At 35.4% G+C, this 13,958-nt stretch carries 15 protein-coding genes and 1 other annotated feature; of the genes, 3 read left to right on the top strand and 12 right to left on the bottom strand.

Translation table 11 applies throughout. The features are described from left to right. The first annotated feature begins 191 nt into the window (after positions 1-191). Positions 192-695 carry a DinB family protein gene (locus AAIE21_RS05495; RefSeq protein ID WP_343265807.1) on the top strand — a complete coding sequence of 168 codons (504 nt, stop codon included), beginning with the start codon at positions 192-194 and terminating at the stop codon, positions 693-695. Positions 696-759: 64 nt separating this feature from the next. Here the strand turns inward: AAIE21_RS05495 and AAIE21_RS05500 are convergent, their stop codons facing one another. From AAIE21_RS05500 to AAIE21_RS05535, 8 genes are all read right to left on the bottom strand, one after another. Then, the gene (locus tag AAIE21_RS05500; RefSeq protein WP_343265808.1) at positions 760-1,452 is read right to left on the bottom strand and encodes an ABC transporter permease; all 693 of its coding nucleotides are present in this window, start codon (positions 1,450-1,452) and stop codon (positions 760-762) included. A gap of 54 nt (positions 1,453-1,506) precedes the next feature. Next, a complete protein-coding gene (locus AAIE21_RS05505) occupies positions 1,507-1,860 on the bottom strand; it encodes a hypothetical protein (protein WP_343265809.1) in 354 nt (117 codons plus the stop codon). Between the two features lie 23 nt (positions 1,861-1,883). Continuing rightward, positions 1,884-2,753, bottom strand: a complete 870-nt coding sequence (locus tag AAIE21_RS05510) for a DUF4097 family beta strand repeat-containing protein (protein ID WP_343265810.1) — start codon at positions 2,751-2,753, stop codon at positions 1,884-1,886. 55 nt (positions 2,754-2,808) lie between these two features. Further along, a complete protein-coding gene (locus AAIE21_RS05515) occupies positions 2,809-3,513 on the bottom strand; it encodes an ABC transporter permease (RefSeq protein ID WP_343265811.1) in 705 nt (234 codons plus the stop codon). A 46-nt stretch (positions 3,514-3,559) separates the two neighbouring features. Next, positions 3,560-4,240, bottom strand: a complete 681-nt coding sequence (locus AAIE21_RS05520; RefSeq protein ID WP_343265812.1) for an ABC transporter permease — start codon at positions 4,238-4,240, stop codon at positions 3,560-3,562. Beyond that, positions 4,233-5,156: an ABC transporter ATP-binding protein gene (locus AAIE21_RS05525; RefSeq protein WP_343265813.1), complete on the bottom strand. Its 924-nt coding sequence runs from the start codon at positions 5,154-5,156 to the stop codon at positions 4,233-4,235. The genes AAIE21_RS05520 and AAIE21_RS05525 overlap by 8 nt, the downstream gene beginning before the upstream one ends. Before the next feature lie 126 nt (positions 5,157-5,282). Then, complete coding sequence (locus AAIE21_RS05530; protein ID WP_343265815.1) at positions 5,283-6,218, bottom strand: sensor histidine kinase; 936 nt, start codon at positions 6,216-6,218, stop codon at positions 5,283-5,285. 1 nt (position 6,219) lies between these two features. Next, the gene (locus AAIE21_RS05535) at positions 6,220-6,912 is read right to left on the bottom strand and encodes a response regulator transcription factor (RefSeq protein ID WP_343265816.1); all 693 of its coding nucleotides are present in this window, start codon (positions 6,910-6,912) and stop codon (positions 6,220-6,222) included. A gap of 170 nt (positions 6,913-7,082) precedes the next feature. Between AAIE21_RS05535 and AAIE21_RS05540 the strand changes: the two genes are divergently transcribed. Continuing rightward, positions 7,083-7,256 (top strand): hypothetical protein, encoded by a 174-nt coding sequence (locus AAIE21_RS05540; protein WP_343265817.1) that lies wholly within the window; start codon positions 7,083-7,085, stop codon positions 7,254-7,256. Beyond that, positions 7,257-7,451 (top strand): YwbE family protein, encoded by a 195-nt coding sequence (locus AAIE21_RS05545; RefSeq protein WP_343265818.1) that lies wholly within the window; start codon positions 7,257-7,259, stop codon positions 7,449-7,451. 70 nt (positions 7,452-7,521) lie between these two features. On the opposite strand, the gene AAIE21_RS05550 is transcribed toward AAIE21_RS05545, so the two are convergent. From AAIE21_RS05550 to AAIE21_RS05565, 4 genes are all read right to left on the bottom strand, one after another. Further along, the gene (locus tag AAIE21_RS05550; protein WP_343265819.1) at positions 7,522-8,721 is read right to left on the bottom strand and encodes a class I SAM-dependent rRNA methyltransferase; all 1,200 of its coding nucleotides are present in this window, start codon (positions 8,719-8,721) and stop codon (positions 7,522-7,524) included. A 146-nt stretch (positions 8,722-8,867) separates the two neighbouring features. Continuing rightward, positions 8,868-10,193 carry a branched-chain amino acid transport system II carrier protein BrnQ6 gene (brnQ6, locus tag AAIE21_RS05555; protein WP_343265820.1) on the bottom strand — a complete coding sequence of 442 codons (1,326 nt, stop codon included), beginning with the start codon at positions 10,191-10,193 and terminating at the stop codon, positions 8,868-8,870. Between the two features lie 120 nt (positions 10,194-10,313). Further along, positions 10,314-10,565 (bottom strand) — a binding site (T-box leader). Between the two features lie 115 nt (positions 10,566-10,680). Beyond that, positions 10,681-11,370 (bottom strand): 23S rRNA pseudouridine(2604) synthase RluF, encoded by a 690-nt coding sequence (locus tag AAIE21_RS05560; protein WP_343265821.1) that lies wholly within the window; start codon positions 11,368-11,370, stop codon positions 10,681-10,683. A 207-nt stretch (positions 11,371-11,577) separates the two neighbouring features. Then, positions 11,578-13,938 (bottom strand): endonuclease MutS2, encoded by a 2,361-nt coding sequence (locus tag AAIE21_RS05565; RefSeq protein WP_343265822.1) that lies wholly within the window; start codon positions 13,936-13,938, stop codon positions 11,578-11,580. Between the last annotated feature and the right edge of the window lie 20 nt (positions 13,939-13,958).

A 13,958-nucleotide genomic window follows, 5' to 3' on the forward strand; every position in this document is an offset into this window, starting at 1 on the left:
CTATCACCACTCTTTGCTTCATTCTCTATTCACTTAATATACGAATTATCATGTTAGTTTTCTGACAAAAATACAAAATTCACCTATATACATTCCATATTATATCAATGTAAATATACAAAATAAAAAAAGCAGGACAAACACCTACTCTCACGAATTTACTCTATGAATATAAACATTGGGGGGATAACATGTATCAAACAATTGAAGGCTTTTTAACGACATGGAAATACGAATCTGAGTCTACACAAAAGATATTGGATACATTAACTGATGAATCATTGAAGCAAGAAATTGCTCCTGGTCATTGGACTTTAGGTAGAGTTGCTTGGCATATCGTCACTGCAATTCCTGTGATGCTGTCAGGAACAGGTTTACAGTTTGAGGGAGAAACAAAAGATTATCCTGTTCCACCTTCCGCGAAGACGATTGCGAAAGGCTATCGCAAAGTAAATACGGATTTTGTGGAAGCACTTCAAGCAAAGTGGACTGATAGAGATTTAGCAACAATTAATGATTTCTTTGGGCGTCCAATGCCAAACTCTATCTTTTTGATGACTCTCATTAATCATCAAAATCATCACCGCGGGCAAATGACTGTCTTAATGCGTCAAGCTGGGTTACAGGTTCCAGGTGTTTATGGACCTGCTAAGGAAGAGTGGGCAGCTGCAGGGATGGAAGCTCCGAAAATGTAATAACAAAAAAGACAAGGTGAAAGAATCACCTTGTCTTTTTCTGTAACTTGTTTCATGTGAAACTTTACAACGTATCTTCATTCTCAATATTTCGAATTCCATGATAAGCAATCATAATACCAATAGCTGCAAGCGCTAATTGAAGTGGCAGAAAGGTTGCTAATGAAAACTCTGGCTGACTTTGACATGCGATCATCACAACAAGTAAGGAAGAAACAATTGTTGTTGGAACAGAGTATTTACGCATACCAAAATATAATGGAATTAAACCTGCTCCTGCAGCTGCAATGGCAAAAGGAATCACTTTTATACCTTCTTGAATCAACTCAGCTACCGTTATTGTATTCGGAATAACTAACATATAACTATTCAATGTAAAGAAGATACCTATTACAAAAATATTAGATAATAAAACTGTTACAAACGTTAGCGTTGCTGTGATTAATAACTTACTAGCAATGATTTTTTTTCGACTAATTGGATACGAAAACATGAGTAATATTGTTTTGTTTTTATATTCTTCAATTACTAGTTTTGCAATTAACACTCCCGCAAAGACAATAAATGTTCCTCGCACCATTGCACTCGCCATTAAAAGAATCCCTTGAGGATTTCCTAGTTCTACATCTCCTTCAATCTGTGACACATAGCTTACAAAAAACAACATCGCAACCATTACTATATTTGCGATAATTGCACCTTTTATATACCAGCCGAGCTTACTTTTCTTTATTTCTAACTTTATAAGTTGCAGCATTTTATCCCCCCTAGTTCATATGTTGTAGTGAATAAATCCTTCTGTTCGATTTTATTATTTATTAACTGGTAATACTTTACGATAGCTTCTAGATAGAAAGTTCAAATAAATACGAAGGTACTTCCAACTAAAATAGGCGATACTTCCCACGATTCCACCTATACCCAGAGCCCAAACCATGCTCAACTCCTGAGGGATTGATAAACCAGGGCCAATATCCATTTGTACCCATGTAGCTCCAAAGGAACGAATAATACCCGCAATAAATATAAGTACAGTGCAAAAACCGAAACCGTACGCAATCGTTACCAAAACTGGAACAACAATAACGCTTAATAGTCCCGTCGTACAATAAAAAAACAGCATAGCCAATACGTCACTGACGGAACCAGTTGATTTTTTCTGCATGATATATTCACCTCTTCTGATTATTATTTGATATATATAGTACCTTTTTTACTTAAAAGCTCCACCTTATTTGATGCATCACCAATTACGCCCTCTTTTGTTTTTTCCATATTCGTTCTTTTCTTAAATCCATTTAAACGCACTACTATATCGGATGAGTCGCTGTTAGCAGCAAGCTGTAATGAAGTTGGAGCTTCTTTATAAGAGACACCAATATCTCCTGATTTTGTTTCTACAAGTAATGCCTTTCCTTCTATCGTCTCTTTAATCAATACTTCACCATCTGTCGAAGTAACTTTTGTCTTAGGGCTCCTTACATTTGTAAGGTAATTATCACCGGTAGTAGAAGCTACAGATAGTTCCTGTAACGAACTATTTTTCAAACTTAGTTCCCCACCTTTTGATGTAAAATTACCTTTTTTTGCTGATAGTCCTTCAATCTTTTCAGCACCAGATCCGTTTGAAAATACAATATTTTTAGTCGTTACATCATTCATTTTTATATCACCAGAGCTATTATTCAATGTAATCGTATTTACTCCATTTTTTGGGATGGAAATATAAATAGTACCTTTCTTTCCAAAACTGAATCCTCCCGCAAAACCTTCCTTTTGCTCTTTCTGATCCACGACAATTTTCTTTCCATCCTTTTTCATTGTTACAGGATCATTCTTCTTATCTTCCTGCTTTCCCTCAGCTGCGATTGTTACTTTGTTTGATTCCGCACTTTTGAACGCAACATCCCAATTTTCGTTATTTATTTCTATTTCTTCTACGCTATCTACTGTAAAAGAAGTTTCTTTTTCAAAACTCTTTGCCCCTACTTCCTTGAGACCAAAAACTACTCCTGCAACTAGAACTATTAAAATAGAAGCTAACATCGTTTTCTTCATTTTTTACTCCCCAGTTCATTTGAAATCTACATCTCATTCAAAATTGTATCTGTATTTAAGCCACATCCATTTTATTCACTTTATAATAAGACAGATAGCCAATTGCAAGACCTAATAGACAAAACGCAATTGGTACTATAATGAAGTCAAACAAACTCATCTGTCCTCCCCCATTAGAAACAGTTGAGTTAATCAATAACCCAATTACTATAGACGAGGTAATCGTTGTAGGAGTTGACTTTTTTCTCATGCCAAAATATAAAGGAACTAAGCTAATTCCAGCCATCATAAATGCAGTAAGAAAAGTAGCTGGAATGGTGGCAATGATTTGCCCCATAGTAACACTTGTTTCAAAGAATCCTATCATTGGATTTAAGAAGAACGTTAACGTGCTAATAATAAAAGTAGAGATAATGATACTCACAAAACAAAATCCAAAGACAATTGCTAACTTAGCCTGCATTATTTTTTTTCGCTCTAATGGATAGCTAAACAATAATTGCATCGTTTTGTTCTTGTATTCATCAATAACTAAACGTAATAAAATGACAGCTGAAAAAATCATAAACGTTGTTCGAATAAAAATATTTGTTAAAGACATGAATCCTGTATAATCTGAAAACATTTGCTCACTCTCAGCTTTAGAACCCCATGCCATAAGACCAACAGCAGCGAAAATTGCTCCAATACAAATTACTACTCCTTTAAAATACCTAGATAAGCGATGTTTTTTCCATTCTAGTTTCATCAATTTAAGCACGGTGCTTCCTCCATCCACTATATTTTTCAGCTGTACTTGTTTTCTCTTATTTAAATAAATCCACCCGTTCGATCTTTCTTATTGCCATATAAGCGATCAACAAACCAACGCAAGCTAATGTAATGGGAATTACGATAAAATCGAAAACTGAAATTTGCCCATTTAAGCTAGCAGTGATTAAACATGCGATAATAATTGAGGATACAAATGTTGTCCGAATTGAATACTTTTTCATTCCGAAGTAAAGTGGGATTAAACTAATTCCTGTTGTTGCTAATGCATTTACAAATAATTTGACCGCGTTCTCGGCTAAAGTGGATATCGTTAGTGGTTCAGTAATAACTGGATAATAGATATTCACAACATAAACGAAACTAAATATAATAATTTCCGAAATAATAATTGCGCATAAAGTAAACAAAATAACGATAAGCATTTTTGCTGCCATCATTTTTTTACGATTAATCGGGTACATAAACATAACTGTCATCGTCTTATTCTGAAACTCTTGAATAATAAATTTTGCAATTAAACTTGTTCCAAAAATCATAAATGCAGCTCGTGGAAAACGATCAATCAATTGAAATACACTATCATAACTATTCACTTCCCCATCAAACATAATTAATGAAATAAATATGGAAATAATAAATATTGCAATAAGTGCCCCTCTAATAGTCGGCCACAACTTAAATTTCATAAGCTCAAGTCTCATTAAATTAAGCATGAATTCCCTCTCCATTTACAAGATTCAAGAAATACTCTTCTAACGAACTATGCTTTTTATTTATACTTTCAATTTCTATATCATTCATGATCAACGTTTTAGAAATTGCTTGCTGCGTAGCTGTCATTTCATACACACGAATCATACTTTCACTCATAATTTTGTAATTTGTTATACTAAGCTTATTTTCTAAAACGTAAACCGCTCGTTTCACATCTTGAACTTGAATTTCAATATACTCTGTTTGCTTACCATTAATACTTTTCATTGAAACTTCTTTTATCAATTTCCCATTTTGAATAACCCCTATTGTATCTGCCATCTGCTCCATTTCCCCTAACATATGACTAGAGACTAATAAAGTAATTCCGTACTCTTTACAAAGCATTTTAAATAGATCGCGCAGTTCTCTAATCCCGATTGGATCTAGACCATTGATTGGTTCGTCTAAAATTAATAACTCTGGCTTTGTCAAAATCGCTCTTGCAATTCCTAATCTTTGTTTCATCCCTAGTGAAAAGTCTTTTACCTTTTTATTCTCCACATTGTGTAAATTGACAAGATCTAATGCGTGCTCAATCCCCTTCTTGTCGTAGTAACCCATATATTCGCAATGTAAATATAAATTTTCTTTAGCTGTTAATTTTTCATAAAAAATTGGATACTCAATAATCGTTCCCATGCGTTTTAGCACCTCATAAGATGTATCTGTTAATTTCTCACCGAAAATTTCAATATCCCCGCTCGTCGGTTTCATTAAATTAGTAATCATTTTCATAATGGTTGTTTTACCAGCACCGTTTGGTCCTAAAAAACCATAGATTTCTCCTTTTTTCACATGCATGTTAACCCCTGAAATGACTTCTTTTCCTTGAAATACTTTTGTTAACCCATTTGTTTTTAATATATAAGACATATCTTTTTCCCCTTCCATTCCCACTTCATACTTCTATCATAGACAATGAACGTCTCTTTTTTCTTACCCATTCCTTACAAATTCCTTACGTTCAAAAAAAGCTTGTAGAATCACCGTTTCTACAAGCTAAAACTTCATTTTTTTCAGTACAATTGTAAATACCGTCTTCTCATATGGCTTACTAGAAAGATGAATTTCTCCTCCTAAAACCTCTACAAGTCGCTTTGTGATGGTGAGTCCAAGACCGCTACCTTGATACAATCGGTTCCTCGAATCTTCTAACGTATACATCCGTTCAAATACTTTATCAATATGAGATTCATCAATTCCTTTGCCGCAGTCCCATACATCAACATATACACAGCTATCATCATCTCTTAATGTAATCCCAAATGTTTTCCCATCATATCCATACGCTATCGCATTCGATATTAAATTATTTAACACCCGGCCCAATACTTCTGCATTTCCAAGTGCATATATATTTTTCTCTGGTATATCGATATGTACCTCAAACCCTTTTGTCGTTACTAAATCATAAAACGTTAAAATCTTTTCTCGGCATACTTCATTCATATTCACCTTGGTCATTTCAATTGCTTTATCTCCAGATTCTAATTTCGCCAAATCAAAGAATTTATGAATGAGCTCCATAACTTCTAGAGTTTTTACATGTACCTTTTCTAGCAATGCTTGTTGTTCTTCTTTTTTCATCGCTTTATCTGTATTTAACATTTCTGTATATCCAAGAATAACCGTAAGTGGTGTTTTTAAATCATGTGAGATGTTAGATAGCATCTTTCTCATCGAAATTTCAACTTTCGCATGATCAGCATTCGTTTTTTGTTTTGCATCTAATAAATGATTAATCGCTACTAATAATTGTTGTAGCTCTTTATCATCCGTCACAACTAATAACTTCTCACCTGTTTGATGCTTTACAATATCCTGTAATTTTTCATATGTATAGCGTACATTCGCACTTTTACTTTTCTGCATTCTATATTGAAAATAAATAACCCCCAACAATATGAGGATAACGATCATTAAAAGAGCTGTCATGCTACATCACTTCCAACTTATAGCCAATGCCCCATAATGTTTTAATATATTTTGGATTAGAAGGATCATCTTCAATTTTCTCACGCAACCTTCTCATATGAACATTTATCACATTCTCATCACCATAATATTCTTCATTCCAAATAAGATTATAGATTTGCGCTTTTGTAAATACACGATTTTGATTCTTCACAAATAGTTTTAAAATCTCAAATTCTTTCAAAGTTAGTTTTAGCTGTTTTTCTTTTTTTTGCACAGTAAAGTTGATTGGATCGATTTTCAAATCACCAATCTCAATCATTTCTTCTTTCTGCTGCGTGGCTGAATACTTTGTAGACCTCCGAATGCCTGCCTTTACCCGTGCTGCCAGTTCAATCATAGAGAATGGCTTACAAATGTAGTCATCTGCTCCGAGGCCTAAGCCGATCGCCTTATCAACATCTGTATCCTTCGCCGACATCATTAAAATTGGAACAGCACTTTTTTCGCGGATGATTCTTACTACCTCTAAACCGTCTAATTTTGGCATCATGATATCCAGAATGATTAAATCAAACTGACTTTGTAAAAATTTCATAACACCTTCCTCTCCATCAGATGCGGTTGTTATTTGAAAATCCTCTTTTGTTAAATATTTCTCGACCATTTCTTGAATTGAAATGTCGTCTTCTACTAGTAAAATATGATTTGACATGTTTCTTATCCCCTTTTTTACAAACATTAACAATTCAATTGTAACTGAAGTAAATAAAACTGAAAAGAATTATATGAAAATTCAATCTGACTTCATTTCTTTTCACAACAATGTTATGATGTAATTCACGACTATTGTTTATAATTAACCTAATATAAAGGAGTTTTACCATGTCAGAAAATAAAAAAGTAAGCTTAGCTGATTTAATGCGCGAACAACTTGCTAAGAAAAAGCAAGGAAATGGAAATGGATTAAATAATACAAACCAAAGTCAAGCAACGAAAAAATTACAAAACCAACAAACAAAGAAAACAAACAACCAACGTAGACGTACAGGTGTGTAAATGAACGGGCAAAAACGAGCTAACATAGCACCAGGTCTTGAAGTTGATATTGTGTTAAAACAAGATCAACGTACTGGAAAGCTAACACGAGGGGTTGTAAAGGATATTTTAACAAACTCACCATCTCATCCGCACGGCATTAAAGTGCGATTACAAGACGGCCAAGTTGGCAGAGTACAGAACATTGTTCAATAAGAAAAGGAGCTCATTTGAAATTGAGCTCCTTTTCTTATGTTCGAATTGATATGATGTTATTCTATTTTCATTAGCCTTTCATTTTTTCGATAAAGACTACTTTTAAATAGTTACCTTCTTTGAATTGATCGATTGTACGGAAATCTTCCGGCAGTGAATGTTCTTCTAATATTTTGTATTTACCGTTCATTTCTTTAAATGCCGTGTCGATAAATCCTTTAAACTTTTTCATATCAAATGTACTACAATTTGTGGAAGCAACAATGATACCATTATTTTCTGTAATTGCGATTGTTTCTTTTAATAGATCTTTATAGTCTTTTGCTGCACTAAATGTATATTTTTTCGAACGTGCGAAACTTGGTGGGTCTAGTACAACCATATCAAATTTCATTTGTTTCTTCGCCGCGTATTTAAAGTAATGGAATACGTCTTCTACGATAATATCTTGCGCTTCGTAGTCAATACCGTTCACACTAAATTGTTCAATTGTTTTACTTAAACTACGATTCGCCAGATCCACACTTGTTGTTTTTGCAGCCCCGCCAAGCGCTGCGAATACAGAGAAAGCGCCTGTATAAGAGAACATATTTAATACTGTTTTTCCCTTTGCATATGTATCACGAATTTGTTTTCTAACGTTACGCTGATCTAAAAATACGCCGACCATTGCTCCATCATTTAAATACACCGCAAAGTTTACACCGTTTTCTTTCACAATGATTGGGAACTCACCGCGTTCTCCAGCAACAAAGTCATCTTCTTCAATATACTTTCCTTTTGTATCAAAACGCTTCTTCTGGTAGATTCCTTTAAAGTTTGCTACTTTTTGAAGAGCTCCAATGATCTCATCTTTGAATGAATAAATCCCTTCGCTATACCAGCTAATTACATAATAGCCATCGTAATAATCAATGATTAAACCGCCTAGTCCATCGCCTTCACCATTTACAACGCGAAATGCTGTTGTATCATTCGATTTGTAAAAACCTTTTCGTTTATGTAGCGCCGATTTGATTTTTCTTTCAAAGAAAGCTTGATCAATGTTCTCTTGCTCTTTTCGCGTTAAAATCCAGCCGTATCCTTTATTTTGTTTTCCGTAGTATCCTTTTCCAAGAAATTGGTTCTTCTCATCAACAATTTTGATGATTGCCCCCTCTTCACCTATATCTTTTAAGTTTTGAATTGCATCTTTTAAAATAAGCGGATAACCACTTTTAATTTCTTTTATAAATTTCGGTTTTATCTTTACAGTTACTTCTGATCGCATGTAATGTCTTCCTTTCCATTTGAATGCTTTCTAGTTATAGGAAGCATTTAAAAAACGAGACTGAAAAAACAGCCTCGTTTCACTATACCATATTATTGCTTTGCTAGTACAACTAGCTCATCATCTAGTGCAACTGTTCTATATAACTATTTCTCGACAACAATTTCCTGCTTCTGAAAAACAGAAACAACATACCCAACAAACATACCTATCATTCCTGGAATTAACCACCCAATTCCTACACTATAAAGCGGCACTTTTTCTAAAATAGGTGCGAGCGCCGCAATTTGAATGTGTGCATTATTTAAACCATCGAAAAAGCTAATAACAAACGCTCCTACAATACCACCCACATACATCGCTAGCGGAATACGAATGTAATTTTCAATGAGTGATAATACGATTAACACGATTCCAATTGGATAGATTGCAATTAAGATTGGTAACGCTAATGCATTTAACTGTGTTAAACCAAGGTTTGCTACCATAAATGCTAATACGCAGAAGATGAAAACAACTTTTTGATAAGAAAGCTTTGGTAATAATGCTGAGAAATATTCTCCACAAGCTGCGACAATCCCAACTGAAGTTGTTAAACATGCAGCTGCAATTGCTACGCCAAGTAGTAATGTACCGTAACTACCAAATAAATGATGAACAACGTTTGTTAAAATAACACCGCCGTTTTCCCCCATACCAAGTGAAACACTAGAAGCACCTAGATAAGCAAGTGCTAAGTAAATAATCAGTAAACCAATCGCCGCAATAATCCCTGCAAAGATTGTTACTTTCGCAATACTTTTCTTGTTTGTAATTCCTTTTCCTTTTAAAGTATTGATAACTACATTTCCGAAAACAAGTGCTGCTAATCCATCTAAAGTTAAATATCCATCAATAAACCCTTTGAAAAGTGGATCTTTGTATGTTTCTGTCGGTGCTCCAAACTCACCCATCGGTGTAATAAGTGCTTTAATAACAATAATTGCAATTATAGCTAATAAAATTGGTGTCAGTACTTTCCCAATGCGTCCTACTAATTTTGAAGGATTTAACGCTAAGTAGAAAGTAACTGCAAAGAAAATAAATGTAAAAATAACGAGTGGGTATGCCCCACCAGCTACTGAACTTGATAAAAATGGAGCAACTGCCATTTCATAAGCAACAGTTCCTGTACGTGGTACACTTACAAATACACCTAAGCATAAATAAATCGCAACGATGAAAATAAGTGCAAATACCGGATGCACGCGACCTGCGAGTTTATTAATATCTCCTTTTAACGCAATGGCGATGACCCCTAGTAAAGGAAGCCCTACACCTGTAATAACAAAACCAAACAATGAAATCCATACATCTGTTCCAGCACCTTGTCCTAATGCTGGCGGGAAAATCATGTTTCCTGCACCGAAGAATAACGCAAATAACATTAAGCTTATTGCAAACATCTCAGATAATTTTAAAGATGATTTCATTTCAATCTACCTCCTAAAAATTGATAAATAGACAAAATATTCAGAAATAAAAACTCGTTACATTTCCTCTTTCCATCCTACTTCCCTATAAAAAAGAACGCAAAAAACACCCGTCCCTAACAAAGGGACGAGTGTTGAAATCGTGGTTCCACCCTTATTCTAATAAAATGAATCTATAACAAAACAAACTCATTTTATAGCTCGTGTAAATTGATAACGGTTTTATCCGCCAAGAATTACAATGCATCATGCAGTTCACTCTTGAAGTTTAGAGGTGGTAAGTGTATCTTTTCGTATTAGGAAGCTCACAGCCTAAGGCTTCCCTCTCTGAGAATCGTAAAAAATAGCTCATGTCCTCATCATTACTTTTATAAAATATCTTGTCGAATCTTGTTGTTTTTTATTATATGGGCTATTTTTAAAAAAATCAATAGTTTTATTTTTTCTGACAAAAATAAAAAAGAAAAAGAGCATAGCCCTTCTTCTCTTATAATTGTTTCAATAGTTCTCGCAACTCTTGCTCGGTGAGGTTTCGCCACTCTCCGGCCCGTAACCCATCAAGCTTAATATTCATAATTCTTACGCGCTTTAATTTCGTCACTGTATATCCACATGCTCTGCTCATTCGGCGAATTTGCCTATTCATTCCTTGCGTTAAAACAATTCGAAATGTCGATCCATCTACTCTTGTCACTTTACAAGGTTTCGTCATCCCGTCTTTAATCTTCACGCCACGGGACATGCTGTCAATAAACCAATCTGTAAATGGCTTATCAACCGTTACAATATATTCTTTTTCGTGCTCATGATCTCCGTGTAAAATTTGATTGGCAATCGCCCCATCATTCGTTAATAAAATCAACCCTTCTGACGCTTTATCTAAACGACCAACTGGAAAGATTCTCTCGGAGTGATTAATATAATCAATAATATTGTTTTCAATATGTTCCGCAGCAGTACAAGTAACTCCCACTGGTTTATGGAAGGCGATATAGATTTTTTCTTTGTTCGCTTTTTCAACTATTTCTCCATCAATTGTTACGATATCATCAGACGTAACAATCACGCCATGCGTACAAATCTCACCATTAATCGCCACGCGGCCTGCTTTAATGAGGCGATCTGTTTCTCGTCTTGAGCAGGATAATACTTCACTTATAAATTGGTTAATTTTCATTGTCTGTTCCTTTTTTCTTATAGATTATCCGAAAAGAAAAAGCGTCAATCTCAGGCGGTGTAATCATGCTGAGATTGACGCTCTCTTACTTCGCAAAAACCACTAAATAAATAACCCCAATCACAAAAAATATGCCGCAACAAGCTAACAACACTTTTGCAAGTTTGTCCATAAACATAGTGTTTACCCCTTTTGCTTGGTTTTTTGCTATTTTAATTCGACAACTGTTACGCCGAGGCCTCCCTCGCCCATATCACCGTAGCGGAAGTTTTTCACGCCGCGGTGTTTTTTCAAGTAATCTTGTACACCTTGGCGAAGTGCTCCGGTTCCTTTCCCGTGAATGATGGATACGCGTGGATAGCTCGCAAGCTGTGCATCGTCTAGATATTTTTCTACACGCATCATCGCATTTTCAAAGCGCTCACCGCGAAGGTCAAGTTCTAAAGAAACGTGATAGTCTCTTCCCTTAACAGTCGCGACTGCCTTTTTCTCGGTTTGTTGTGGTGTATTAATGTACTCCATATTCGATTCTTTTACTTTCATTTTCAGAATACCGATTTGTACGTTCCACTCTGTATCGCTTACTCTTTTCAGCAGCTGTCCCTTCTGGCCGAACGTTAACACTTTTACTTCGTCGCCTGCTCGTAATTGTTGTTTTGGCGCTGTGTTTTTCACGTTTACTTTTTGTTTTTTCACAAGCTCTGGCGCAGCCCCTTCTAAGCGACTTTTCGCTTCAATGAGCTCATGATCTTTCACGTTTGCAAGCTGAGCTTTACGCAACTGACGAAGTTCGTGAATGATGCCTTCTGCTTCTTTTTTCGCAGCTTCGACTTTTTCTTCCCCTTCTTTTTGCGCTTTTAATAATCTCTCATCGCGCTCATCGTTAAATTCAATAATTTGACGTTGTAATTCACGATGAAGCTTTTCAGATTGTTTCCGATGCTCTTCTGCTTCATTCCATTCACGCTCTGCATTTTTTTGGCTTTCTTCTAACTTCGCAATCATATTTTCGATTTTATTTGTATCTGTTCCAATGTGATTCCGAGCACGATCAATTACGCGATCCGATAATCCAAGACGTTTTGAAATTTCAAAAGCATTACTGCGTCCTGGTACACCGATTAATAACTTATACGTTGGACTTAATGTATTTACATCAAATTCAACACTCGCATTAATAACTTGTTCACGATTGTAGCCATATGCTTTGAGCTCTGGATAGTGCGTCGTTGCAATAACGCGTGCCCCACGGTTACATACTTCATCTAAGATTGAAATTGCAAGTGCAGCCCCTTCTTGTGGGTCTGTCCCAGCACCTAATTCGTCGAATAATACTAAGCTTTCAAAATCAGCTTTTTCTAAAATATCTACAATGTTCACCATATGAGAGGAGAACGTACTTAAGCTCTGTTCGATCGATTGTTCATCACCGATATCGGCAAAGATGTTTTTAAACACACAAATCTCTGATTCATCCATTACTGGAATATGAAGCCCTGATTGCGTCATTAAGACACAGATACCGACTGTTTTTAATGTAACTGTCTTACCACCTGTATTCGGTCCTGTAATAACAATCGTTGTGAAGTCTTTACCGAGCATAATATTATTTGGCACAATAATTTTAGGATCGATAAGTGGATGACGTGCTTGTCTTAAATCCATATAGCGATCATTATTTACAATTGGCTTTGTAGCTTTGATTCGCTTCGCATAAAGTGCTTTTGCAAAAATGAAATCAAGTTCAGCAATCACTTCTACATTCGCTAATACCGTATCAGCTTCTACTGCCACTTCTTCTGTTAACATCATTAAGATGCGTTCTATTTCTTGTTTTTCTTTCACACGTGCTTCTTGCAAAGCGTTATTTAGTTCCACGATGACTTGTGGCTCAATAAATAACGTTTGTCCAGAAGCTGATTGATCATGAACGATACCGCCATATACACCGCGATATTCCTGCTTTACAGGAATTACATAGCGATCATTCCGAATCGTTACAATCGCATCTGATAACATCTTCTGTGCATTAGAAGATCGCGTCATATTTTCAAGTTTCTCACGAATACGGCTTTCTGCAGTACGAATTTGGTTACGAATGCCACGCAGTTTATCACTTGCACTATCAACTACTTCGCCACCATCTCCGATACAATTCGTAATTTTCTTTTCTAAATCGTATAAAGAAACAATTTGTGCGACACGCGTTTCTAAAATTGGAAGTTCTACGCCATTATCAACCATTTCTTCAATAAATCGTTTCATTTGACGACTACCGTACATTGTACTTGCGATATCAATTAATTCATGTGGACTTAACATACTTCCAATTTTTGCACGTTTTACATTTGGACGAATATCAAAAATCCCCCCAAGTGGTACATGCCCTTTTAAGCGAATTACTTTTGCTGCTTCATCCGTTGTTTCTTGCATTTCTACAATTTCTTCAAAATCTGTACTTGGAACAAGGTTTTTCACTTTATCACGTCCAAGTGAAGAAGCAGTATGCTCAAGTAATTGTTCTTTTACTTTGTTATATTCTAATACACGCAACGTTCGTTCTAACATAGTTGCACGTCCCCCTTGTG

The organism is Paenibacillus sp. 102 (assembly GCF_039549175.1).
Taxonomy (GTDB): Bacteria; Bacillota; Bacilli; order Bacillales; family Bacillaceae_G; genus Bacillus_A.